At 64.9% G+C, this 23561-nt stretch carries 29 protein-coding genes and 1 pseudogene; 20 read left to right on the forward strand and 10 right to left on the reverse strand.

The window, feature by feature from the left end; translation table 11 throughout:
* The first annotated feature begins 57 nt into the window (after positions 1-57).
* On the forward strand, positions 58-555 hold the full coding sequence (locus TX80_RS02165; protein ID WP_049921228.1) for a metal-dependent hydrolase: 498 nt from the start codon (positions 58-60) through the stop codon (positions 553-555).
* On the opposite strand, the gene TX80_RS02170 is transcribed toward TX80_RS02165, so the two are convergent.
* Together TX80_RS02170 and TX80_RS02175 are read right to left on the reverse strand one after the other, a co-directional pair.
* Positions 552-1283: a GNAT family N-acetyltransferase gene (locus TX80_RS02170; protein ID WP_049921229.1), complete on the reverse strand. Its 732-nt coding sequence runs from the start codon at positions 1281-1283 to the stop codon at positions 552-554. The two genes, TX80_RS02165 and TX80_RS02170, sit on opposite strands and share 4 nt — an antisense overlap.
* 144 nt (positions 1284-1427) lie before the next feature.
* A complete protein-coding gene (locus tag TX80_RS02175; RefSeq protein ID WP_049921230.1) occupies positions 1428-2405 on the reverse strand; it encodes a DUF7139 domain-containing protein in 978 nt (325 codons plus the stop codon).
* A 122-nt stretch (positions 2406-2527) separates the two neighbouring features.
* On the opposite strand from TX80_RS02175, the gene TX80_RS02180 reads away from it, so the two are divergent.
* The 4 genes from TX80_RS02180 to TX80_RS02195 all read left to right on the forward strand — a co-directional run bounded on the left by TX80_RS02180 (position 2528) and on the right by TX80_RS02195 (position 5316).
* On the forward strand, positions 2528-2812 hold the full coding sequence (locus tag TX80_RS02180; protein ID WP_049921231.1) for a DUF5789 family protein: 285 nt from the start codon (positions 2528-2530) through the stop codon (positions 2810-2812).
* An 8-nt stretch (positions 2813-2820) separates the two neighbouring features.
* Positions 2821-3519 (forward strand): CPBP family glutamic-type intramembrane protease, encoded by a 699-nt coding sequence (locus TX80_RS02185; protein WP_049921232.1) that lies wholly within the window; start codon positions 2821-2823, stop codon positions 3517-3519.
* Between the two features lie 54 nt (positions 3520-3573).
* Positions 3574-4038 (forward strand): DUF302 domain-containing protein, encoded by a 465-nt coding sequence (locus tag TX80_RS02190; RefSeq protein ID WP_049921233.1) that lies wholly within the window; start codon positions 3574-3576, stop codon positions 4036-4038.
* Between the two features lie 141 nt (positions 4039-4179).
* Positions 4180-5316: an AI-2E family transporter gene (locus TX80_RS02195; protein ID WP_049921234.1), complete on the forward strand. Its 1137-nt coding sequence runs from the start codon at positions 4180-4182 to the stop codon at positions 5314-5316.
* 25 nt (positions 5317-5341) lie between these two features.
* Here the strand turns inward: TX80_RS02195 and arcD are convergent, their stop codons facing one another.
* Positions 5342-6778, reverse strand: coding sequence for an arginine/ornithine antiporter ArcD (arcD, locus tag TX80_RS02200; RefSeq protein WP_049921235.1), 1437 nt, complete (start codon positions 6776-6778; stop codon positions 5342-5344).
* 162 nt (positions 6779-6940) lie between these two features.
* Here arcD and TX80_RS02205 point away from each other — a divergent pair, with 162 nt between their 5' ends.
* The gene (locus TX80_RS02205) at positions 6941-7141 is read left to right on the forward strand and encodes a hypothetical protein (protein WP_049921236.1); all 201 of its coding nucleotides are present in this window, start codon (positions 6941-6943) and stop codon (positions 7139-7141) included.
* Positions 7142-7189: 48 nt separating this feature from the next.
* On the opposite strand, the gene nreA is transcribed toward TX80_RS02205, so the two are convergent.
* Positions 7190-8491 carry a DNA repair protein NreA gene (gene nreA, locus TX80_RS02210; protein WP_049921237.1) on the reverse strand — a complete coding sequence of 434 codons (1302 nt, stop codon included), beginning with the start codon at positions 8489-8491 and terminating at the stop codon, positions 7190-7192.
* A gap of 461 nt (positions 8492-8952) precedes the next feature.
* On the opposite strand from nreA, the gene TX80_RS02215 reads away from it, so the two are divergent.
* From TX80_RS02215 to TX80_RS18420, 3 genes and pseudogenes are all read left to right on the forward strand, one after another.
* On the forward strand, positions 8953-9132 hold the full coding sequence (locus TX80_RS02215; protein ID WP_049921238.1) for an HVO_2753 family zinc finger protein: 180 nt from the start codon (positions 8953-8955) through the stop codon (positions 9130-9132).
* A 6-nt stretch (positions 9133-9138) separates the two neighbouring features.
* Positions 9139-9405, forward strand: a complete 267-nt coding sequence (locus TX80_RS02220) for an elongation factor 1-beta (RefSeq protein WP_049921239.1) — start codon at positions 9139-9141, stop codon at positions 9403-9405.
* 84 nt (positions 9406-9489) lie between these two features.
* A pseudogene (locus TX80_RS18420) lies at positions 9490-9897 on the forward strand (MFS transporter); the annotation flags it as partial.
* On the opposite strand, the gene TX80_RS02225 reads toward TX80_RS18420, so the two are convergent.
* Entirely contained in the window at positions 9894-10568 is a 675-nt protein-coding gene (locus TX80_RS02225) for an RNA ligase partner protein (RefSeq protein ID WP_049921240.1), read from the reverse strand. The pseudogene TX80_RS18420 and the gene TX80_RS02225 overlap by 4 nt on opposite strands.
* An 80-nt stretch (positions 10569-10648) precedes the next feature.
* The gene (locus TX80_RS02230; protein ID WP_049921241.1) at positions 10649-11080 is read right to left on the reverse strand and encodes a hypothetical protein; all 432 of its coding nucleotides are present in this window, start codon (positions 11078-11080) and stop codon (positions 10649-10651) included.
* A 137-nt stretch (positions 11081-11217) separates the two neighbouring features.
* On the opposite strand from TX80_RS02230, the gene TX80_RS02235 reads away from it, so the two are divergent.
* Complete coding sequence (locus TX80_RS02235; protein ID WP_049922159.1) at positions 11218-12348, forward strand: RNA ligase; 1131 nt, start codon at positions 11218-11220, stop codon at positions 12346-12348.
* 4 nt (positions 12349-12352) lie between these two features.
* Here the strand turns inward: TX80_RS02235 and TX80_RS02240 are convergent, their stop codons facing one another.
* Both TX80_RS02240 and TX80_RS02245 read right to left on the reverse strand, forming a co-directional pair.
* Entirely contained in the window at positions 12353-13042 is a 690-nt protein-coding gene (locus TX80_RS02240; RefSeq protein WP_049921242.1) for an MBL fold metallo-hydrolase, read from the reverse strand.
* A gap of 59 nt (positions 13043-13101) precedes the next feature.
* On the reverse strand, positions 13102-14286 hold the full coding sequence (locus TX80_RS02245; RefSeq protein WP_049921243.1) for a cystathionine gamma-synthase: 1185 nt from the start codon (positions 14284-14286) through the stop codon (positions 13102-13104).
* Positions 14287-14458: 172 nt separating this feature from the next.
* Between TX80_RS02245 and TX80_RS02250 the strand changes: the two genes are divergently transcribed.
* The 7 genes from TX80_RS02250 (at position 14459) to TX80_RS02280 (ending at position 19086) form a co-directional block, all read left to right on the forward strand.
* Complete coding sequence (locus TX80_RS02250; RefSeq protein WP_049921244.1) at positions 14459-14767, forward strand: 50S ribosomal protein L21e; 309 nt, start codon at positions 14459-14461, stop codon at positions 14765-14767.
* A gap of 12 nt (positions 14768-14779) precedes the next feature.
* The gene (locus tag TX80_RS02255) at positions 14780-15136 is read left to right on the forward strand and encodes an RNA polymerase Rpb4 family protein (RefSeq protein ID WP_049921245.1); all 357 of its coding nucleotides are present in this window, start codon (positions 14780-14782) and stop codon (positions 15134-15136) included.
* Positions 15137-15181: 45 nt separating this feature from the next.
* Positions 15182-15772 carry a DUF655 domain-containing protein gene (locus TX80_RS02260; RefSeq protein WP_049921246.1) on the forward strand — a complete coding sequence of 197 codons (591 nt, stop codon included), beginning with the start codon at positions 15182-15184 and terminating at the stop codon, positions 15770-15772.
* A gap of 99 nt (positions 15773-15871) precedes the next feature.
* Positions 15872-16348 (forward strand): universal stress protein, encoded by a 477-nt coding sequence (locus tag TX80_RS02265; RefSeq protein ID WP_049921247.1) that lies wholly within the window; start codon positions 15872-15874, stop codon positions 16346-16348.
* Positions 16349-16418: 70 nt separating this feature from the next.
* Complete coding sequence (locus tag TX80_RS02270; RefSeq protein WP_049921248.1) at positions 16419-17258, forward strand: 16S ribosomal RNA methyltransferase A; 840 nt, start codon at positions 16419-16421, stop codon at positions 17256-17258.
* Positions 17259-17335: 77 nt separating this feature from the next.
* Positions 17336-18505, forward strand: coding sequence for a mechanosensitive ion channel family protein (locus TX80_RS02275; RefSeq protein ID WP_049921249.1), 1170 nt, complete (start codon positions 17336-17338; stop codon positions 18503-18505).
* Entirely contained in the window at positions 18502-19086 is a 585-nt protein-coding gene (locus tag TX80_RS02280; RefSeq protein ID WP_049921250.1) for a HemK2/MTQ2 family protein methyltransferase, read from the forward strand. The genes TX80_RS02275 and TX80_RS02280 overlap by 4 nt, the downstream gene beginning before the upstream one ends.
* Positions 19087-19101: 15 nt before the next feature.
* Here TX80_RS02280 and TX80_RS02285 read toward each other — a convergent pair whose 3' ends face one another.
* Both TX80_RS02285 and TX80_RS02290 read right to left on the reverse strand, forming a co-directional pair.
* Positions 19102-19263 (reverse strand): hypothetical protein, encoded by a 162-nt coding sequence (locus TX80_RS02285; RefSeq protein WP_230198662.1) that lies wholly within the window; start codon positions 19261-19263, stop codon positions 19102-19104.
* Between the two features lie 144 nt (positions 19264-19407).
* On the reverse strand, positions 19408-20490 hold the full coding sequence (locus TX80_RS02290) for a M48 family metallopeptidase (protein ID WP_049921252.1): 1083 nt from the start codon (positions 20488-20490) through the stop codon (positions 19408-19410).
* A gap of 147 nt (positions 20491-20637) precedes the next feature.
* On the opposite strand from TX80_RS02290, the gene TX80_RS02295 reads away from it, so the two are divergent.
* The 3 genes from TX80_RS02295 (at position 20638) to TX80_RS02305 (ending at position 23502) form a co-directional block, all read left to right on the forward strand.
* Positions 20638-21639 carry a 5-methyltetrahydropteroyltriglutamate--homocysteine methyltransferase gene (locus tag TX80_RS02295; protein WP_049921253.1) on the forward strand — a complete coding sequence of 334 codons (1002 nt, stop codon included), beginning with the start codon at positions 20638-20640 and terminating at the stop codon, positions 21637-21639.
* Positions 21636-22709: a methionine synthase gene (locus tag TX80_RS02300; protein WP_049921254.1), complete on the forward strand. Its 1074-nt coding sequence runs from the start codon at positions 21636-21638 to the stop codon at positions 22707-22709. Before TX80_RS02295 ends, TX80_RS02300 begins: the two co-directional genes overlap by 4 nt.
* 166 nt (positions 22710-22875) lie before the next feature.
* The gene (locus tag TX80_RS02305) at positions 22876-23502 is read left to right on the forward strand and encodes a nitroreductase family protein (protein WP_049921255.1); all 627 of its coding nucleotides are present in this window, start codon (positions 22876-22878) and stop codon (positions 23500-23502) included.
* Positions 23503-23561 lie beyond the last annotated feature (59 nt).

Raw genomic sequence — 23561 nt, forward strand, 5'->3', positions numbered from 1 at the left:
GGGACCGACAGTCACGAGAGAAAGGTATTCGGCGATCGCCTCTCGAGTAGGGGGTAGATGAACAAGAAGGGGCACGTTCTCAACGCCGCGCTGTTGAGCATCGGACTGGGAGCCGTACTCGAACCGGCGACGGAGCTTTCGGCGGTACCGGCGATGCTGGAGACGATGGTCGTGATCGGGGTGCCGGTGACCCTCGGAGCGCTGTTTCCGGACGTCGATACGGCGTTCGGGAAACACCGGAAGACGCTGCACAACCTGGGGATTCTGGCCGCGTTCGCCGCATTTCCCGAGGTCTATGGGAACCTCGAGTTCGTCTGGATCGGCGTGTTGACCCACTACGCCCTCGACGTCGCCGGGAGCAAACGCGGCATCGCGCTGTTTTACCCCCTCTCATCGCAGGAGTACGGGCTCCCGTTCGGCGTCGCGGTCAGCAGCCGGTACGCCACCGTCGTGACGGTGGTTGTCACCGCCGGCGAACTGCTCGTCGCCGGGCTGATCGTCTTCGAGGTGCCCCAGTGGGGGCTCGAACTGGCTCGACAGGCGATCGGCGTCTAGATCTCGTAGGCCATCATGACTTCGTCGACGTGGTCGCCGTCGATCGTGTAGTGGTCCCGGCGGATCGCTTCGGTATCCCAGCCGTGATCGGTCAGAAACTCGAGGGCTCTGTCGTTGACGACCGGGACGCTGTTGTACACTTTCCGGTAGCCGTTGGCTTCGGCCCACTCGATGCCCCGCCGGAGGAGTTCGCTCCCGATGCCATAGCCCTGGTAGTCCTCCCGCACCCCGACCGTCTGTTGGGCGACGTCCTGAACCTGTTCGACCTGCGGGAGTTCGAGGTGGGTCCAGCCGACGACATCGCCGTCGCTGGTCGCAACGAAGAACATCCGCGATTTGACGGTGTTGTGTCTCGTGACGGTGTTCTCGTAGAGCAGTTGTTCGGCGATCGTCTCCGCGACGACGTACGTCTCCTCCGACGTGACGTCGCGGATGGTCTCGACGAGTCCATCGAAGTCGGCCTGGCGCGCCGGTCGAATGGTGACGCTCACCGCGTCGGTTTCGTACGTTTCGACGGCTCCGAACTCGAGACCGAGCCGTATCGTCCCGCCGTCCTCCTCGAGATAGCCGTCGGCTTTCAACTGCTCGAGGTGGGTCTGAAAGCCGTCGGCCGAAACCGGGACGCTGTCCAACAGCACGTGGCGTTTCACGGTCCCGTGGCGCTCGACGAACTCGTAGATGTGTTTGCTCGCTTCGTCGGCGAACGTCGGTCGGTCGAGCGATCCCATAGGCTCCGTATGCGGACCGACGGCTTATCCTTTGGGCATCGTTAACAACCATCTGTCCACGAACGTCGGTCGCGGCTCACGGCCGAAACCGATCGCACAGAACCGTCGTGTCGGCTCGAGAATCGCTCGGTTCGGGGTGGACGGTTACTGACGGTTCGGCGTCCACTCCTCGCAGGCGTCCATGTCGTCCATCGCCCGGTCGTGGCGGGCACAGTAGGGAACCATCCCCGAAGACGACCGGACGTACTCGAAGTGACGGCAGTTTCCACAGTAACGGTCGGCGGGCGACTCCGTCGACTCGGCCGTCGTCGTCGAGTCGACGATTTCGGCGTCGCGGCCGTCACCGGACTCGATCGGCGAGGAGATGTCGGTAGCCGCCGTTCCGCCGTCGCTCGTGGCGGTTCCGGCGGCTCGAGCGGGTTCGGACGGTGTCGTCCCGCCCGACGTCGCCTCGCGCTCGTCGAACGACAGGGTCGTCTCGTCGTCCTCCTCGGCGTTTGCGTTCGTCTGTGTCTCGACGTCCCCGGCTGGCGTGCCACCGAGCAGTCCGATTCCGCCGAAGCTGCCCGAGTCGTCGCCGTCGTCGTCGACTTCGACGATCGTCTGATTGTGTCGAGTGACGTTCATCTCGAGCATACCGCCGGGGTCATTGCGGGTCTTGAAGTTGACGATGGCGGTGAACAGACACCAGATGGCGACGAAGAGTCCGAGGAGGTAGACCACCGAGACCTGCAGCGTCAGTTCGTCGCCGTATCCGCGCCAGTGAGCGGGATACGCGTACCAAAAGAGCGTGACGCCACACAGACAGAGACTCGCGCTGATCGCGCCGGCGGCGCGGACCCATCGACCGGCCGGTAACACGATGAAAACGCCGACCAGCGCCGCCGGAACGCCGAGGCCGGCGAGGACGCCGGCGATACGAACCGACGCGTAGTCCTCTCCCATCCCCCACGATTGGGCGGCCGAGGTCACGAACTCCGAAAACAGCCCGGTCGTCGCAAGGAGCACGGCCACGACGGAGAAGCTCGCCCCGAGCAGGACGAGCGCGGTCCCCGCGTACAGCCGCCGGAGGCTCGTCACCTCCCGTGCGTTCCCCTCGTAAACCTCCGTCAGGCTTGTCATGCGAGGGCATTCGATCCCCCACCACAAAACGGTATGTCAGACACATTTCGTCGAACGGAAAGGAACGGCCGTCGGTTCGCGGAAACGAAAGCTTGAATCGACGCGCTCGCGAATCGACGCCCATGAGCGACGACGAGGACGAGGATCCGGCCGTCTCACTCGGTTCGAAAACGCCCGTCGAGGGTGCCCCCCTCGCCCGCGTGAGTTCGCGGCTGACGTGGCCGAAAGAGAAAAGCGAGATCGACCGTCTCGAGGGCGACAGCGTCATCCGAACCCCCGAGGGGCCGCGTGAACTCTCGGCCGTCCTCGCCGAGATCGACGAGACCTACTTCCAGCGCCATCAGGAGTTCGAGAACCACGTCCGGAACGTCATCGGCACCGGTCCAATCCCGACGGCCGACGAGTAACGCTAGCCGTGGCAACCGAAACGGATCGACGGGGAGGTGGCCGACTGCGCGACCAGTTCGACCGGCTCTCCTGGGTCCAGAAATCGCTGTTGTTCGGGGCGGTTCTGACGGTCCTGTGGATGCGTACCGTCCCCGGCGATCTCGGACAGCGAGCCGTCGTCGACAGCGTCCTCCTGATCGGTGGCCCGCTCGCGCTGGGGCTGTCCCACGGGCGACGTATCGGCTGGACCGTCAACCGCGTCGCCGTCCGAAACGCCGTGTTGCTCGCGCTGTTTGTCCTCCCGTTCTATCTCGTAGGCTCGACGCTGCCGACCATCCGCGCCTTCTATCCGATGTGGGAAACCTCCGCCGCGCCGGCGGAGTTCGTTCCGCACGCGATCAAGCTCTTTTGCCTCGCGCTGGCCGCCGAAACCTACTATCGCGGGTTGCTCTGTGTCGGCGTCAAGGAACTGGGATTCAAAGCGGTCCTCATCAGCCCCGTCGTCTACATGATCCACCACTCCTCGAAACCGCCGATCGAGTTCCTGCTGTCTGGGCCGACCGACGTCCTCTTCGGCGCGGTCGATTACACCTCCGACTCGATCCTCCCGTCGGTGATCGCCCACGGGGCCGGACTCGTCCTGCTCGATTGGCTCGTCCTGCACGAGCCGCTGTTCGATCCCATGCCGTTCCTGCGGGCCCTCGAGTGGTTTCCCCTACCGCTGTAAGGGATCGTCACCGGAGTGAGGGCTTATAAGACGCGAGCCGACGAAGGGCCGCGTATGAGCCTGCCGATCGATCCCGAGACGATCGACCCCGAAGCCATCGGCGAAAAACAGGCGGTCCTCGAGATGGACCACGAGGCGGCCATCGAACACGTCCGTGAGGTCTGTGAAGCGGTCGGGTTCGGCATCCCGGCCGAGTTTTCCCCCTCGGAACTGCTCAACGAAAAGGTCGACGCGGACCGGGACCCCTACTACGTCCTCGGGGCCTGCAATCCGGAAATCGCAAACGAGGCGCTCGAGGAAACGATGCGAATCGGCGGTCTCTTCCCGTGCAACATGATCGTCTGGGAGGAAGAGCCGGGGCGACAGCGCGTCTACCACGTCTCGATCATGAAAATCGCCCGTCTGCTCGGGATGGCACCGGACAACGACAGGTGGGACGAGATCGTCGAGACGACCGGCGATCTCACCGAAGAAGCGTTCGATCGGTTCGATTCGGTCGAGACCACCGTGACGGACTGAGCAGTAGGCTTCGGTTCCTGTCGATACCGAACGACTCCGACGACGCCGTCGTTTTCGGTGTCTACGCCGGCGTCGAACCCGTTGTTCTCCGGTACAGTCACGAACGCCAACACTTACATACTTGACGAGTTACGTCGAAATATGGACGTTCGAACCGCGTTCTTTGCCCTCCTGCTTGTCGCCCTCGCAGGGGTCACGGCCCTGATCATCGCCCCGCTGTTGCAGTACGTGCTCGGAGCGGCCCTCCTCGCGTTCGTCCTCTCCCCAGCCTACGAGCGTCTCGAACCCAAGATCGGAGCGCGGCCCGCCGCCCTCTCGCTTACCGGCTTCGCCGTCGTCGCTGCCATCGTTCCGCTGCTTCTCGTGTCGCTCGTCGTCTTCGAAACCGTCATGACGTTTCTCAGTGACGTCGACAGCGAAAGCGTTCTCGAACAGGGCCGGGACGTCGCACAGAACGACCTCGGTCTCGAGGCCGATCACGTCGAGTCGCTCGAGACGGCGCTGCTCTCGGAAGTCGAGTCGTCGGTTTCCGACGCCGTCGAACTCGCCCTCGGTGAAGTCCTCAATCTGGTGAACACGAGCATCGAGATGGGGCTCGGCCTGATCGTCTTCGTCTTTCTCCTGTACTACATGCTCCTCGACGGAGCGGCGTTCGTCGACTGGCTTCGCGACGTCGCGCCGCTCGAGGACCGGGTGCAGGACGAACTGTTCGAGGAGGTCAACGTCGTCACCTGGGCGGTGATCAAAAGCCACGTTCTCGTCGCGCTGGTCCAGGGGGTCCTCGGGGGACTCGGATTGTTCCTGCTCGGGATCCCGAACGTCGCGTTCTGGACCGTGATCATGATCCTCGTTGCGTTCCTGCCGGCGATCGGCGTCTGGTTGGTCTGGGGTCCGGCCGTGGGATACCTGTGGACGACCGGCGACCCGGTCAGCGCCGTCGCGCTGTTGCTCTACGGACTCGCCGTCCTCTCGGTGGTCGACAACTACCTGCGTGCGATCGCCGTCGACCACGATTCGGGGCTGCATCCGGCCGTCGTCCTCGTCGGCGTCATCGGTGGCATCTACGTGCTCGGAATCATGGGACTGTTTCTCGGTCCCGTGGTTCTCGCGGTGTTCAAAGCCGGGCTGGACGTCTTCAGCAAGACATCGCTGGCAGCCGCGATCGAAACCGACGCCGGCGACGCGACGGCCGCATCACCCTCGTCTGTTTCCGGGTCGGGACTGGAGGCGGAGCCGGCGTCGACGCCGCAGTCGGACGGCCCGACGCCGGACGACTGATCCTGAGACCGGAGGAGAAAGAGGGTTAGTCGGCTGCCTGTGGCGTCTCGAGCCGTTTCGTCGTCGGGACGCCGCGTCCGGTCAGGGCCATCGCGAACAGCACCAGCGGCGACAGGATGCCAAACAGGTAAAACGGCGCGTACTCGAGGGTCGGAACGCCGGTCGCACCCGTCATGAAGACGGCCCCGGCGTGCCACGGGAACAACGCGCCGGTCGGGGTCCCGGCCGCCTCGACGGCCCGGGAAAGCTCGTCGCTGTCAAGGCCGAACTCCTCGTAGAGGTTCCGCAGCGTCATCCCGGGGAGGACGATACTCATGTACTGTTGTGCGGTGAGCGCGTTGATGAGGATCGCGGAGATACCGGTTCCGGCGATCAGGCTTCTGGAGGTCCCCAGCCCTCTCGAGAAGTGATGGGCGAGGACCGCGAGGACGCCGATCCGTTCCAGCAGTCCACCGAGGGACAGCGCCGCGACGACCACCGTGATCGTCCACGCGGAGCCGGTCAGGCCGCCCGTATTGAGGAGTTCGTTGACCAGTTCCGAGCCGGTCTCGGGACCGGTTCCGTTCATGAAGACTTCCCAGGCGGGAACGAAGCCGGTCCCCTGAACGAGCATCGACGTGAGGACGCCGGCGAACGCACCGATGACCAGCGTCGGGAGGGCTGGATAGCCCCGGAGCGCGAGACCGAACGTGACGAGCAAGGGCAGGAACACCAGCAGCGAAACGTCGTAGGTCCCCGCGAGGGCGGTCTGAATCTCGGCGACGCGGTCGGCCGGAACGGCACCGCTTGCCCGGAGACCGAGCGCGGCAAAGCCAAGCACCGCGAGCCCGAAGGAGATCGCGGTTCCCGTTCGCATCCGGTGAATGTGGTCGTACAGCGGTGTGTTCGTCACGCCGGCCGCGAGGTTCGTCGTATCCGACAGGGGTGACTGCTTGTCACCGGCGTACGCGCCCGAGATGACCGCGCCGACGGTCATCGGTCCCGAGATGCCCAGTCCGGTCCCGATACCGACGAACGCGACGCCGAGGGTCCCGACCGTCGTCCACGAGGACCCGATCGCGAACGCGACGATCGCGGCCAGCACGGCCGCAGCGGGCAGGAACGTCGCCGGCGTCAGCAACTCGAGGCCGTAGTACATCATCGCCGGGATCGTTCCGGCATCGACCCAGGTCGCGATGAGCGCGTAGATGGTGAAGATGATCAAAAGCGCCTGTGTTCCCATCAGAAGGCCGTTTGCAATGCCGTCGTAGAGGTCGGTCCACTCGTAGCCGAGATACCGACCGAACGCGCCGGTGAAGATGATACTCCAGAGGAGCGGAACGTGCGGATCGAGTCCGAGCACGGCCGAGCCGATTCCCAGAAAGAGAACGACCGCGAGGACCGGAACGAACGCGAGCCGGAAGGACGGCCGGCGTTCCGGATCCAGTTCGTCGATCGTCGTCGGTGTAAAGTCGAGTGTCATGAGCCGGGATATGCAGTTGAAGAATAAAAGAGGAACGGTTTATTACCAAAGAGCATGTGATAAGGGACCAATAACCACGGGTCCAAAGGACAAATTATGGTTCGATAACAGCTCCGGAACGATAGCAGAGCCACTAAACCGTCGGCCCGCCTCCGTGCGGGTATGGCACTCGCACTCCTCACCGCCGAGCAGTTCACCGTCCTCGCCGTGGTGGGCCTGCTCGTCGGCGTCCCCCTGTTCGTCGTCGCCGTCCTCGGCGTCGTCTCCGGTTACATCCGGTACGACGCCGCGCGCAGGTTCGAGGACGTCGAAGCGCAGACGAACGAGGAGCACCCTGCTCCGGACTCGCCTTCGGAACGCTAACGGTCCGTTCGCATCGAGCGACAGCCGACTCGAGAACCGTCTCGTCGATCACTCCCTCCCGGTAAACGCGGCGAGACTCGACTGCAAGCCCGCCGCGAGTTCCGACTTCCGTCGAAGCCGGGCGTGAGAAACCGGTAACTGCGTCGCGACCTCCGCGACCGCCTCGTGGAACGCCTCGGCTTCCCCGTACTCCCCGTCGAAGGCGTTGCGGACGCTTTCCCGCACCTGCCAGACGCCTACGGGTGCCCAGTAGTCGTCGGAGACCTCACGGAGGACGAGACACTTCGCCTGTCGGCCGATCGACTCGAGGTACTCGAGGACGCCCAGTCGAGCGGCGTAGTAGGCACCCGCGGTCTCCTCGACGTAGCTCGAGCGCCCCTCGTAGCCCTCGCTTGCGCTTGCGAGCCAGATGTCGTCGTGGGGATCGGGGTTCCAGATGCTTCCCGGCGCTTTCATCTCGACGAGTTCGAACTCCCAACTGCCGGGAGCCAGCACGATCCAGTAGCGATTGCCCACGTACTCGTTGGCCCAGACCTGCACCTCGTCGATGCTCGGCTCGTTCCGGATGCGCCCGCGGAGGAACTTTCCGACGGTATCGTCGACGGCCGTGATCGACCACCGCGTCGGGACGAGCCGGCGCTGTTCGGTCTCGCCGAGCGCGCCGGCCGAAAGGATCGAGTTGATATCGTAGACGTCGAAGCCGCGCCGGTAGAGGTAGGTCATCGCCCCCTGTGCCTGCCAGTCGTCGTCTTCGAGGGTCTTCTTGACGGGTTTGGGGACGTAGGGGTTCTCGCGGAGTTCGGCGTTTCGGGCGTTCGCGCGGGGACCACGCGGGGTCGCGACGTCCGTCCCCGCGTCGAGGTCCAGCTCCGGCGTGTCGTCGAGACCGATCTCGAGGTCGACCGGCCGGTCCGCGATGGCGACCTCGCGCTGGACGCCGACGAACCCCTCCCAAGTGTCGTGGACCGACGGCGTCAGTCGGCTCGCGATGCTCGGCGAGTCGACGTTCGCGCGTTTGTTGGAGTTCAATAGCCCGGTTCGACGCTGGAGAACGTCGGAGATGGCATACCCCTGTTGGTACCAGTCCCCATCGGTGACGTACTCCTCGGCGGCGTCCTCGTCGCCGACCGGCGAGAGGACGCCCACGGGGATGTCGGGGTAGTTCGACCGCCCGACGAAGATCGACGGTGCCGTCGAGCCGACGAGGCTGTCGCCGCTGACGGCGTCGTCGAACCGCCGTTCGAAGTCCTCGAGATGATCGGTGATCGCGTAGGATTTTTCCTTCGCGAGGCGCCGCCGCTCGGCTTCCTCGTCGGGCTCGAGTTCCTCGATGTAGTCGTCGAGGCGCATTCACCGGCGGTAGGGCCGGGTGCGGTTTGAATGTTCAGTTCCGGGGCACCGTCGACGGTCGCCGGGAACTGACAACACGGGACACGATCGAAGACTCGCCGCCACCGAGTCGGGTTGAAATAGAGGCGGCACCCATCCCCACTGCGATCGTTCGGGCAAACGATCGCTGAGACCCACGACCGAAGTCGTGGGTTTCCGCGGTCGATATGTCAGAGGCACGGCCCGACCGGCGAACGGGCAGTCCGGCCACGCGTCAGGCCGCATCGGAACTTCTGCAGGGAACATAAAATATCCGTGAGCGCGTTTTCCGTCCCAGAAAATCCGCCCGCTATCGGTAACTCGCCCACCCGAGGCGTCTCTGTTCCGGACGCGGCCGTCAGTGACCGTTCCGAGGTCAGGTGGCCGCGGAACGGGGCCGGCGAAAGACAACGGTTAAAAACGACGGGCGGGAAAGGAGGGGTATGAGTACGACGGACGACCGACGGACTCGATCCTGCGTTTCCTGTGGGATCAACATCGCCGGCACGAACGCCGCGTCGTTCAAGTGTCCCGACTGTGGCACCCAGATCTTCCGCTGTGCCAAGTGTCGCAAGCAGAGCAACCTCTATGAGTGTCCCGACTGCGGGTTCACCGGACCATAACTCACCATGGGAAAAGTCGCTGCCAAAATCAAGGTCATGCCGGACAGCCCCGAAATCGACCTCGACGCGCTCCAGGAGCGCCTCGAGACTGCCCTGCCCGAGGGGGCAAAGATCAACGGCGTCGAGCGTGAGGAAGTCGCGTTCGGCCTCGTTGCGCTCTACCCGACCGTGATCGTCCCGGACGGTGCGGGCGGCACGGAGACCGTCGAGGAGAACTTCACGGACGTCGACGGCGTCGAAAGCGTCGACGTCGACAACGTCGGCCGTATTTAATCCACTTTTCGGCCGTTCGATACGTTGATCGCCGCCAGCCAGCCGTGCGTATTCGTTCCTCGCCGTTTACGGCGAGGAGGATGTCACTACACGCTGCTCGGCTCCGTCGGGAAGGTACTCGGCTCGCCCGTCATCGGCTGGCTCTCCGACGGCGACTTCCGATGGCGGTCGGGCTCGGACTGTTCACCGCCGTCGCCGGTTCGTACTTCCTCAGCACGGAACCGCGATGCTCGCGCTTTCGATCGTCAAGGAACGGTACCCCGCAGGAGCCAGCGGCGTGGCTACGGGGACGATCAACACCGCCGGGTTCGTCGGCGCGACGGTCCTTCCGCCCTCATGGGCGTCACGCTCGATTCGCACCGAACCGGCGATACCGTCGGCGGCACCGTCATCTACACCGAGCTCGGCTACCGCCTCGCGTTCGGCGTCCTCGCCGGTACCGTCGGGGTCGCGTTCCTGTGTTCGCTGTGGCTGCTCGGCTGGGATCGCTAGTCGATGGTTCGTTTGGATTCGGGATCGACCGCCGTGAGGTACTGCTCGAGCAGGACCGGAAACTCCCGGCCCCGGATGTACCGCAGGCCGAAGTCCTCGGTCCAGTCGATGATCCCTTTGTCCTCGGTAACGACGCCGGCGTCTAACTCCCGGGCGAGAACGAGAAGGTCGAAGTCCTCCCGGGAGTCGAGAACCCCGGTACGAAGCGCCGATCGGTACTTATCACGGAGATCCGAGATCACCGCATCGACCGCCGTCTTGTGCTCGTGATCCTCGAGTGGTTCGTCGCCGGTCCGGTCGGCCTCCCGGACGGCCTTTTCGGAGACGCGAAGGCCGCGGTCGACCCGCTCGCTCATCTCGTCGACGAAGCTGTAGACGACGTTGGCCGGAATCGAAACCTCGTACCGGTCGGGGTGTTTGCGGATCACCCAGGTGTTCAGCTTCGAGTAGACCTCGTCGTCGACCTCGCGGGCCGTCAGCATCGTCGTGAGTTCGTCGTGGATCGTCGGCGGAACGTAACACGAGATCCCGAGGTTGAGTCGGGCGTTCGCGATCAACTCGAGCAGCCGAAGCACGGCGTCCTCGAGCGACTCCCCGTCCGTCCGGATCTCCTCGGTGATAAACAGGGAGGTATCGAGGACGAACCGCTGTTTGAACGCCTCGCTGGACATAGCTGGACGTTGGGGCCGAACGATGAAATAAGTGGACCGTCGCGCGGCGGGAACGGTCAGCCGTCGAGCCGTCGAGACCGCTATCGTTCGACGTTCGCGCCCAGATCCGCGTTGGAGATGATCTTCGCGCCGGGTTCGGAGAGCTCCACGGTAACGTCCTCGTGGACCGCCTTGTTGATCTCGTCCAGATTACCCGCAAGCACCGTCAGGATGTCGTCGAGATTGGCATACAGCAGCATGTTGCCGTCCTGGCCCTCGGCGACGAGTTGGGTATCGTTCAGGACGATCTGGTCGTTCTGGATCGTCGCTGCGACGACCGGCAGCGCCTCGGGCTTGCCGGGTTCGTCGTCGCGGACGCGTCGGATGTGGACGGCATCGAGGTCCAGTACGTCCTTGTACTCCTCGATCCGTTCGGCGCAGGCGACCATGTCCTGAAGCAGTTCGGACTTCTGTTGGGAAGCGCCGTGGTCGCCCTCGAGGCAGTGCTTGCAGACGCGGAGTTCGATTCGCATTGCCGTTCGGTTGGCGCTCGAGACCGATGAGAATTCCGCTTCGGGGGATCGAGCGCCGACACCCTCTCAGTCGGGAGGCTCCGATGCCGTCGATGCCGGGACTGGTTCTTTCAGCCTCCACGACGTACGCCGTACCGATGAGTGGGACCGAGTACCACAGACTGCTCGGGATGGGGGAGTCGGCGTTCGAGGCCCTCACGGCGCATCTCGAGGAGCGAAATTACGAGGGGCTCGAGTACCGCCACGTCCCGGACTACCGCCACGGGGTCGAGCGCGGAACCGTGCTGATCGACGGCGAGGTGGTCCGTGGCTTTCCGAAGATTCCGCGCACGCTCGTCCTCGCCGAGGGCATCCCCGAACGGTTCGGCGACCACGAGTGCGAACGGATCGCCGTCGAGGAGAAGTTAAACGGGTACAACGTCCGCGTCGCGCGCCTCGACGGCGAGTTGCTCGCGTTCTCCCGGAGCGGCATCGTCTGTCCGTTCACGACACGGATCCTCGAGCGGCTGGTCGATCTCGAGCCGCTGTTCGAGGCGCATCCGACGGCGATGGTCTGTGGCGAGATGATCGGCCCCGAAAACCCCTACACCGCCCACGAATACCCCGGCGTCGACTCGATCGCGTTCCGGGCGTTCGACTGGCGGGACCGCGAATCGGGTGAGCCGCTTTCGGTCGGGGACCGTCGGGAACGGTACGAGCGCTTCGACGTCCCGCAGACGCGGCTGTTCGGTCGCTACGAGATCGACGGTGCAGCCGATTCGGTGTGCGAGATCGTCCGCGAGCTAGACGCCGAAGACCGCGAGGGCGTCGTGATGAAGTCCCCCGACGGCACGGCACACCTGAAGTACACGACGGCCGCCTCGAATCAGGGTGATCTCGCGTACGCGTTCTCGCTCCCGTTCGACTACGGCAAACCGTTCATGTTCCGACGGCTCATCAGGGAGGGGTTCCAGACCGTCGAGTGGGACGAGTCCGACGAGACTGCCCGAAAGCGCGCCCACGAACTGGGCGAAGCCATCCTGCTGTCGATGCGGGATACCATCGAGACCATCGACGAAGGCGGGACCGTCGGCGAACGACACACCGTTCGGGCCAGTTCCGAGACCATCGAGGTCCTCCTCGAGCACCTGCGCGGTCAGGGGCTGCAACTCGAGATCGAAGCCGACCGCCGCGAGGACGGCGATCGGGTCGTCACCTTCTGCAAACGCACGCAGGCGACGAACGACAAGATCAGGAACTACCTCGACGGACACATCGTCGAGGAGTGACGGCTCACTTGGAGCGATGCTCGTAGATCTCCCGCAGCCGTTCGGTCCCGCGGTCGACGTAGCCGCCGTGATAGCAGACGACGTGGTCGACGCGACGGTCGGAGAGGTCGCGGACCGACTCGAGGGCGCGATCCACGTCGTGAGTAAACGCCGGCTTGGGCCCGGTAAGCGCCTCTTCGCCGTCGGCGACGAGCGCGTCGCCGGCGAGCAACAGGCCGTCCTCGGGGAACAGCAACGAGACGTGTCCCGGCGTATGGCCCGGCGTTTCGAGGACCACCATCGGCCCCGCAAGCGTCGGGATCCGAACGCCGCCGGCGAGTTCGAGATCGACCGGAACCGGCCGATAGCGGCCGTTCCCATCCCCCTTGAGCGGGTCGCGGTCGCCGGAGACGAACGGCGCTTCATCGCGGTGGGTCGCAACGATCGCGTCGGTTTCCTCGAGCAGGGCCGCGAGTCCGCCGGCGTGATCCCCGTCGTGGTGGGTCAGGACGACGAGCCAGACGTCCGCGAGTTCGTGTCCGAGACTTCGGACGTGGGTTCGCAGCGGCTCGAGGCTGCCCTCGGGACCGGCGTCGATCAAAACGAGCCCGCGCCGGGTTTCGACGAGCGTCGGGGTGACGGTGAGTTCGCGACCGCCGTACTCGATCGTGATCGGAAGCGCGTGGACGCCGACCTGCTCTCGACTATCGGACATGTGGGGGTCGTCGATCGCCGAGGGAATAATACTGCTCGTTGGCGATCGGCCCGCCGTCGCTACGCGAGCGCCGCCTCGATCGCCCGGTCGAGGTCGTCGATCAGGTCGTCGACGTTCTCGATGCCGACGCTGACGCGGATCAGACTGTCCGTCAATCCGGCCTCGAGTCGCTCCTCGCGCGGAATCGCGGCGTGAGTCATCGGCGCGGGCTGTTCGATCAGGCTCTCGACGCCGCCGAGGCTCTCCGCGAGGGTAAAGACCTCGGTCGTCGAAACGACCTCGCTTGCCTCGTCCATGCTCGCGTCGAGCTCGAAGCTCAACATGCCCCCGAAGTCGGTCATCTGCTCGCGGGCGATCTCGTGGCCGGGGTGGGACTCGAGTCCGGGGTAGTAGACCCGATCGACGTCGGGGTGGTCGTCGAGCCACTCGGCGATCGCGCGAGCGTTCTCACAGTGGCGGTCCATACGGACGGGCAGCGTTTTGGTCCCCCGGAGGACGAGGAAACACTCGAAGGGGCCGGGCGTCGCGCCCACGGAGTTCTGATAGAAGCCGAACTGCTCGTCGAGCGCTTCGTCGTTGGTCAACAGCGCACCGCCGACCACGTCCGAGTGCCCCCCGAGGTACTTGGTCAGCGAGTGCGAGACGACGTCCGCGCCGAGATCGAGCGGCTGCTGGAGGTACGGTGTCGCGAACGTGTTGTCGATCGCACAGAGCGCGTCGTGGTCGTGGGCGATGTCGGCCGCTCCCGCGACGTCGACGATCGACATGAGCGGGTTGGTCGGCGTCTCGAGCCACAGCAGTTCAGTGTTCTCCTGAAACGCGTCCTCGATCGCCTCGAGATCGGTCATATCGACGAAGCTGAACTCGAGGTCGTAGTCCTCGTAGACCTGCGTGAAGATGCGGTGAGTGCCGCCGTAGACGTCGTTGCCCGTTACGACGTGATCGCCGGCCTCGAGCAGGTTGAGGACGGTGTTGATCGCGGCCATGCCGCTCGCGAACGCGCGGCCGTACTCGGCGTTCTCGAGGCTGGCGAGGTTCGCCTCGAGGTCGGTTCGGGTCGGGTTCCCGGTCCGGGAGTACTCGTAGCCGCGATGCTCGCCCGGCGCGTCCTGTTTGTACGTCGAGTTCGCGTGGATCGGCGTCATCAGCGCGCCGGTCTCGTCGTCCGGTTCCTGTCCGGCGTGGATCGAGCGGGTTTCGATCCGGTACTCCGAGTCGGGGCCGCCGTCAGAATCGTCGCTCATACCCGGGTCGACGGGGCCGACACAAGTTACGTTTGTCCTTTTCGAAGACCACCCCGGCCGCGTGACAGTCTCCCCCGAACGTCGGACAGCCGGCGATTCGGTACCGGTCGGCTGCCGGCGAGCCCGGAACGTGCGTTTTATAACCGTCACCAAGTAAGAGGGTCGTACGACTATGCCGAACTCTAATGGCCCTCGTCAGGGAACCCGGAACAAACTCGCGAACGATCCTCGAGACCGGGGGGCGTCCCCGCCACAGCGCGCGATTCAGGAGTACGAGGAAGGTGAAAGCGTCCATCTGAAGATCGACCCGAGCGTTCACAAGGGTCGGTTCCACCCCCGCTTCGACGGACTCACCGGCGAAGTCGTCGGGAAACAGGGCGACGCGTTCAAGGTTCGCATCAACGACGGCGGCAAGGACAAGACGCTGATCGTGACCGCGGCTCACCTGCGCGCACAGGACCGCGCCGAAGACCGCGTCTGAGCCACGACTGGTATGACGATCTTCAAGGAGATCGTCGACGAGGAGTTCCTGACGGTCTCGGAAACGAAGGAGCTGCTCGCCGACATCGAAGCCGAGCGCGCGCTAGACGAGGACCGCGAGCTACCGTACGAACTCGCGCGGGCGATCGATCACGTCAATCGGTTCGCCGTCCTCGATCCCGAGGAAGCCCAGTCGCTGGTCGACGACCTGCAGGAACTCGAGAAGGTCGACGAGCCGACGGCGTACAAGATCGCCAACCTCCTGCCACGCAACCGGGACGAACTCCGGTCGGTGTACGCACAGCAACGGTACTCGCTGTCGGGGGACGAACTCGACGAGATTCTCGACGTCGTCGCGCAGTACGCCTAAACGCGGGCCGACTCTTTAAGTACGCCGTTCCCGTATCGACAAACAATGAGCGAAGTCGACAGCGACGGGACGGACGTTCAGCGCGCGGTCGTGTTGGATTATCTCGCACACGGTCTTTCGGACGACGGCCGACCCCAGTACGAGAAGTCACCGGCGGGCTATGCCCTCGGTGTCGACGACTTTCAGCTCTACGAGGTCGCGTTCGACGAGGACGAGCGACTCACGATCGGCAGCGAGGTCGTCGTCGAACCGCCGGAAGAACGCGAGGTCGTCACTGACGCCAGCCGCGTCGAGTACGCCGATCTCTCGTCGGGGGCCCAGTCGGAACTGGAGTACGCCGTCGCCGACCTCGTCGAGGAACACGAAGAGCGGTTCGTCGACTTCTACAACGAGGCCCAGCCGATCACCCTCCGGCTCCACCAGCTCAACCTGTTGCCGGGCATCGGAAAGAAACTCCGAAACAGCATCCTCGACGAGCGAAAGCGAAAGCCCTTCGAGAGCTTCGAGGAACTCTCCGAGCGCGTCTCCGGGCTCCACGACCCCGACGAGGTACTCGTCGAGCGCATTCTTCAGGAGTTGCGGGACGACGATCTGAAGTACCAGACGTTCGTCGGTCGTCAACAGGACGGGAACTGATCCGACCCCTGTACCGGTTCGCCCTCGGCGACCGTTCTCCGCTTTCGGCGGCTGTATTTTCCCAGTACACTTAAGAAATCAGAACGTGAACGGAAAGCGATGGTTACGTCAATCCTGCTCGCGGTCGACCCGGATGATACCGCCCGGGCCGAGGAACTCGCGGCGCATACGATCGACGTCGCTCGTCCGACCGACGCGACGGTCGTTCTGGCCCACGTTATCGGGACCGGCAAGTACGAGGACGAGGTCCAGAGCTATCACGAGGCGATCGACCGGATCGGGTTCGACGTCCAGAACCGCAGTCTCCCGCCGGAGTCGCTGGCGAAGGAGACGGAACCGGTCGGCGAAATCGCCGAGCGGATCGAAGATGCGGGGATCGACGTCGAGGTCAAGGCGGCGGTCGGCGATCGGGCGACGGAGATCGTCCAGTTAGCCGACGTGACCGACGTTGATCTCGTCGTCGTCGGCGGCCGGAAGCGCTCGCCGACGGGAAAGGCAGTGTTCGGCAGTTCCGCCCAGAAGATCCTGCTCAATGCGCCCTGCCCGGTCACCTACGTCCGGGAAGGGACCGTCTGAATCGCAGTTCCGTCGGTCACCGAAACCGCGAGACGGTGCGTTTACACGCGCCGCCCCCGAACCGCCGGCAATGAGAGACCCAGATGCGTTGATCGCCCGTGCGGGCGTTCGCGGCGATCCGAACCGCGATCAGCACTTTCTCGTCGACGATCGCGTCTTGGACCGACTGCCGACCTACCTCGAGGAGATCGACGCCGACACGAGCCGATTGCTCGAGATCGGCGGCGGAACGGGCGCGTTGACCGACCGATTGCTCGCGGTCGGCGACGAGGTAACCGTCGTCGAGCGCGACCGCGAACTCGCGGGCTTTCTGGGCGAGGAGTTCCGCGAGGAGATCGAGGAAGGGCGACTGACCGTGATCGAGGGCGACGCGCTCGAGGTCGACCTGCCGGCGTTTACCGCGTCCGTCTCGAACCTTCCCTACGGCGTCTCGAGCGAGATCGCGTTCCGACTGTTTCCCGAATCGCGGCCGCTCGTATTGATGTTTCAACAGGAGTTCGCCGAGCGGATGGTCGCCGATCCCGGCACGTCGGCGTACGGGCGGCTGTCCGTGTCGTCCCAGCACTACGCGGACGTGGAACTCGTCGAGTCGGTCCCGAAAGAGGCGTTCTCGCCGCCGCCAGCGGTCCAGAGCGCGGTGGTTCGGGCCGTTCCTCGAGAGCCGGCGTACGACGTCGACGACGAGGCGTTTTTCCTGCGGTTCGTCAAGGCCCTGTTCACCCAGCGCCGGAAGACGATCCGCAACGCGATCCGAAACACGGCCCACATCACCGACCTCGAAAACCCGGAGGCCGTCGTCGAGGCGGCCGACGAGGACCACCTGCAAAAGCGCGCGGACGCGATGGCCCCCGCGGAGTTTGCGGCCCTCGCACAGCTGGCACTCGAGGTCGGCGAGCCGACCCACGACTGACATGACGCCCCTACGAGCGCCGACCGACGGATACTCAAAGCTGCGTTGACGACAGGCTCGAGGGACGACGACCACTCATGTTAGAGGCGCTGCCCGAACTCGATTCGCTGTCGAGGACGTTCGAGACGCTGGAGCTGAAACTCGCGGTGACATTCGCAGCGGTCGGGCTCTTGCTCTTTGTCCTCCTGTCCTATCGGCAGCTACAGGAGTGGCTCAACGAACGAACGCGACCGCTGTACAGCGATATCGTCTCGACGACGGTCCTCGTGGGAACCTGTGCGGTCTCGCTTGCCATCGTGTTGGGAGTCTGGAATCAGGCGCATACGGTCAACGAGTTCTACAACGAGAACCTCGGATTCGGCGAGGACGTCATCTGGCGATCGACCGTCTCGCTTATTCTCATCCTCGGAACGGTCATCTTTCAGCGGTTCGTCAAGCGGGTCCTCGACGAGATTCTCGGCTCGGCGTCGGCCGTCACCGATCATCAACGCGAGATCACCCACCGGATCACGCAGGTCATCATCTGGGCGGTGTCGCTCGTCGTCGTCCTCGGGTTCTGGATCGACGATCTGAGCGGACTACTCGTCGGGGCCGGATTCCTCGGTATCGTCGTCGGTATGGCGGCCCGACAGACCCTGGGTACCGTCCTCGCGGGGTTCGTGTTGATGTTCGCCAGACCGTTCGAGATCGGCGACTGGATCGAAGTCGAGGACTACGAGGGGATCGTCACCGACATCTCGATCGTCAACACCCGCCTTCGAACGTTCGACGGCGAGTACGTCATGATCCCCAACGACGTTATCTCCTCGAGTATGGTGACCAACCGCTCGAGACGCGGTCGGCTCCGGCTCGAGATCGAGGTCGGGATCGACTACGATGCGGACGTCGATCGGGCCGCTGACCTCGCGAAGACCGCCGTTTCGGACCTCGAGTGGTCGCTGTCGGCTCCCTCGCCGCAGGTCGTTACCAAGGAGTTCGGCGACTCGGCGATCCTGCTTGGGGTCCGTTTCTGGATCGACAAGCCAAGCGCCAGACGCCACTGGCGGGCCCGGAGCGCCGCGATCAACGCGATCAAACGTGAGTTCGCGGACGCCGACGTCAAGATCCCCTATCCCCAGCGGGAACTGTCCGATCGCGCCGAAACCGACGGAGTCCGACTCGCAGCTGATGCCGACGCGGCGACCGATGGATCCACGGGCGAGGGCCACCGGAGTCAGAAACAGATGTCACCATCGGAGGACCAATGACCCTGAGAGAACGACGCGACGTGGAAACGGACGTCTATCAGCCCGCGGAGGACTCAGAACTGCTGGCCGATGCAGCCTGTGATCGCCTCGAGAACGGGGCCGGAGACGGGCCGCTCGTGCTCGAGGTCGGCACGGGATCGGGCTACGTCGCCGGCCGGATCGCCGACGAGACGGACAGCCGCGTCGTCGCTTCGGATCTGAATCCACACGCCGTGAGGCAGGCCCGCCGCGAGGGCGTCGAGACGGTGCGGGCGGACCTCGTCTCGCCGTTCGCGGACGACGCCTTCGACGCCGTCGTCTTCAACCCGCCGTACCTCCCGACCGACCCCGACAACGAGTGGGACGACTGGATGGAACACGCGCTGTCCGGCGGGGAAGACGGCCGTGCGGTCATCGATCCGTTCCTCTCGAGCGTCGGTCGCGTGCTCGCACCGGATGGGGTCGGTTATCTGCTGGTCAGCAGCCTCACCGGCGTCGACGAAGTCGTCGAACGCGCCGGTGAGAACGGGTTCAGCGCCGTCGCCGTCGCCGACGAGTCGTTCCCCTTCGAAACGCTGACGGTGCTCGAGTTGCTTCGATAACGGTCGCGACCGCCGCTACTGGATCTCTTCGACGTCTTCTTCCAGCGACTGCAATCGCCGCTCGAGGTCGTCGATTCTGTCCAGTCGTCGTCCAACGTAGAGACCGACTACAACGATGAAAACCATGCCAAACGGCGGGAAAACAAGCGTAAGGAGTATCCCGAGCAGCAGTAACACGGTCACATGAAACGAAGCGGGCAACCACCTCTTTCCGTTCGCATACCCCCAAGTGTTGGCCCGAGTACACAAGTGCGTTTACTTTTGGAGCCGTCGTCAGGCCCTGTAAGTATCGCCGTCTTTCGGGCGGGATCGACGTGACGGCTACGAGCGTGGCCGCTGGTCGTCGACCATCCTGCGTAACCGACCGATGCGTTTCGCCGTCGGCGGATGCGTTGCCGGTCGCCACTGGAGGACGTGCCCGACCCGCCCGAACAACCGTGACAGCGTCGAGACGGCGCGGGCGCGGTCGAGTTCGCTCTCCCCGTCGGGGACCCAGCGTGCGATCGCCGACTCCGCCGGCGGCCGATCGTCACGGTCCTCGAGCGTATGTGGGACGATGCCGAGCGTCGAACTCGCGTGGAGTCGGCGCGCGTCCGCCGTCGGCGGGCCACGCTCCTCGAGGGTCTCGAGGGCGGACGCGAGCGCGGCGGGATCGCCGACGAGTTCCGCGCCGGCACGGTCGGCCGCGTACTCGCGCGTTCGGGCGTGGAGCACGATACAGACCGCCGTGATCGCAAGCACCGTGCGAGCGAGGACGCTGACGAGCACCAGCACGAGCGCGAGGACGACGACTGGCCCCGCGACGAGCACCAGCACGAGCGTGACGGAGCCGATCGTCAGACAGAACTGGAGCCACTGGCCGAGACGCCGTTCCCGGGCGAACAGCCCTTCGGTGAGCGACCCGATCGCGGCGACGATCGTCGCGACCGCCACGTCGCGGTTACGGAGGTGTGCGACCTCGTGGGCGAGCACGGCGTCGAGTTCGTCCTCGGAGAGGATCTCGAGCGCCCCGGTCGTGACGACGACCGTCGCCTCGGTGCCGTTGTGGACAGTGAAACTGGTGGGTTCTGTCGCGTCGGCGATCGCGACGGTCGGCGTTTCGACGCCCGCGGCGAGCGCGAGTCGCCGAATGCGATCCTCGAGTGCGTGTGTGTCGTCCGCGAGCGGACACGCGTCGATCGACGCGAGCGACCGGCGATAGCCGTACCGGACGGCGGTCAGAACCAGTCCCGTTGCGGCAAGGGTGACTATCCCGGCGGCAAGCGGGAGCGAGAACGACGGCCGGACGCCGATCGAGACGGCCGCGGCGTGGACGGCCCACCCGACGGTAGCCAGCGCCGCGACGGCGACGAGAACGACCACGACGAGCGTGCCGATCAGCCGCGCTCGGAGGGGGAGGGACATCCTCACGGGAGCGTAAACCGGTTACCACAAAAACAGTTCCGTAGGCCCGCAAAGCAGCTCGAACTGCGGATTCGACCGTTTGATTACCATCAAGCATTGAATTGGATGGAAAATATTAAGCACCGGTATAACCTAGCCGGGTGTACGATGACCGAATACGTTTCGACCACGCCGGGGCTGTACCCCCTCCCGGACTGGGCGAAAGACGACCTCTCGGACCGCAAGGGCCACCAGAAGGGCGACCTCATCAGCGGCGACGAGGGCGAGGAGATCACGGCGGTCTACGAGAACGCCCGCGAGGAGGTGCTCGAGGTACAACAGAAGGCCGGACTCGATCGCGTCGTCGAGGGGCAACTGCGCTGGGACGACATGCTCGCCCACCCGCTTGCGGTCCACGACGCCGTCGAGACACACGGGATCGTCCGCTACTACGACAACAACAACTTCTACCGCGAGCCGGTCGTCGAAGGCGACCTCGAGTTCTCCGGGGACGTCGCCGGCGAACTCGAGGCGGCCGCCGAACTCGCCGACGGCGACCTGCAGGCCGTCCTGCCCGGTCCGTACTCGCTTTTCGACCTCGCGACGGACGACCACTACGGCGACGAGGCCGCGTTCCTCGGCGCGATCGCCGAGTTCCTCGCGGGCGAGGTCGAGGCCTTCCCGGACGTGGAGACGCTGTTCCTGCTCGAGCCCTCGCTGGTCGAGAACGCGCCGGGCGACGGTCTCGACGAGCGTGCAAGCGAGGCCATCGATCGGGTCGTGACGGCGACCGACGCGGACGTCGTCGTCCACCCCTACTGGGGCGCGCTCTCCGAGAAGGTCTACGCGCACCTGCTCGACGCCGACATCGACGCGGTCGGCTTCGACTTCGTCACCGAGCGGGACGACAACCTCTATAACATTCAGGAGTACGGGACGACCGACGACGTCGCGCTGGGCCTTGCGGACGGCCAGAACACGCTCGTCGAGGACCCCGAGGCGATCCGCGACCGGGTCGACTGGGTCGAGGACAAACTGCAGGTCACCGAGTTCGAGACGGTCTACCTGACGACCAACACGGAGACGTTCTACCTGCCGTACGGCAAGTTCGAGGAGAAACTCGAGGTTCTTGCCGAAGCCGCGGCTCTCGCGGAGGTGAAAGCAGCATGACGAACGCGAACAAGGACCAGTTCCGGCCGGAGGGACACGACGCCGACCACTTCCTGCTGACGACCGTCGTCGGCTCCTACCCCAAGCCCAAGTGGCTCAACCGCGCGAAGGAACTCTACGAGGACGACGACCACGACTTCGACGCCGATGACTGGCAGGAGGCGAAAGACGACGCCGCCCGCCTCATCACGAACGAACACGAACGCGCGGGACTGGACGTCGTCGTCGACGGCGAGATGCGGCGCACCGAGATGGTCGAGTTCTTCGCCCACCGCATCGAGGGCTACGAGTTCAACGGCCCGGTCAAGGTCTGGGGACACAACTACTTCGACAAACCCTCCGTCGTCTCGGCGGTCGAGTACGACGACAGCTGGCTCGTCGACGAGTACGAGTTCACCGCGGCCGCGAGCGACCGCCCGGTCAAGGTCCCGATCACGGGGCCGTACACCCTCGCCAACTGGTCGTTCAACGAGGCCTACGACGACGACGAGGAACTCGCCTACGACCTCGCGGATCTGGTCAACGAGGAAATCGAAAAGCTCGTCGACGCCGGCGCGCGGTACATCCAGATCGACGAGCCCGCCCTCGCGACGACGCCCGACGACCACGCCATCGTCGGCGAGTGTCTCGAGCGCATCGTCGCCGACATCGACGAGGAGGTCCGCATCGGTCTCCACGTCTGCTACGGCGACTACTCCCGGATCTACCCCGAAATTCTGGAGTTCCCCGTCGACGAGTTCGACCTCGAACTCGCCAACGGCGACTACGATCAACTCGACGTCTTCAAAGACCCCGAGTTCACGAAGGACCTCGCGCTGGGCGTCTGTGACGCCCACGTCGCCGAGGTCGAGTCCGTCGAGCAGATCGAGGAGAACATTTTGAAGGGACTCGAGGTCGTCCCGCCGGAACAGCTGGTCGTCTCGCCGGATTGCGGCGTGAAGCTGTTGCCCCGCGAGGTCGCCTACGGCAAGATGGCAAACATGGTCGAGGCGGCCCGTAACGTCGAGGCGGACCTCGATGCGGGGAACGTCGATGTCGAGCGCGGCACGCCAACGCCCGCGGACGACTAGACCGCACCTCTTTTTGAGTCTCGGGACGCGACAGCCTCGAGCGACTGCAATCCCGGCCGGCGAGGTCAACCATGGGATGTGCGAACTCGTGACGACGACACCATCGTTACCTGGTAACTTGTATGTCCGGGAACATATACGTGCGAGCGGTTCCAACGAACGGTCGATGCAAGAATCCGTTCCGGACCGAGACGAGCTCCGCGATGAGGTCGCAAAACACCGCACTCCCGAGTACGACGTCGACCCGCTGTTCGTCAACCGGTGGTCGCCCCGGGCGATGACCGGCGAACCGCTCGACGACGAGGAGTTCCTGCCGCTGTTCGAGGCCGCCCGCTGGGCACCCTCGGCGTTCAACAACCAGCACTGGCGGTTTCTCTACGCGAGCCGCGAGGACGAGGAGTGGGACACCTTCGTCGACCTCCTGAACGAGGGGAACCAGTCGTGGGCGACCGACGCCGCCGTGCTGGCGGTCATCGTCTCGAAGACGACGTTCGATCACAACGGCGAACCCGCACCGGTCCACTCCTTCGACACCGGCGCGGCCTGGGAGAACCTCGCGCTCGAGGGCGCACGCCGCGGGCTGGCCGTCCACGGGATGGCCGGCTTCGACTACGAGCGCGCGGCCGCGGAACTCGATGTCCCCGAGGAGTTCGCGGTCGAGGCGATGGTCGCGATCGGCGAGCGCGCACCGGCGGAGACGCTGCCCGACGAACTGCAGGAACGCGAACGGCCGAGCGACCGCAAGCCGCTCTCGGAGATCGTTCATCAGGGCGGCTTCCGGAACCAGGAGTAACGGGCGACTCCGCCCGTCGAGTCGCCGTCCCGGGCGAGACGAACCGCCAGCCGCAGCGA

The organism is Halopiger djelfimassiliensis (assembly GCF_000455365.1).
Taxonomy (GTDB): Archaea; Halobacteriota; Halobacteria; order Halobacteriales; family Natrialbaceae; genus Halopiger_B; species Halopiger_B djelfimassiliensis.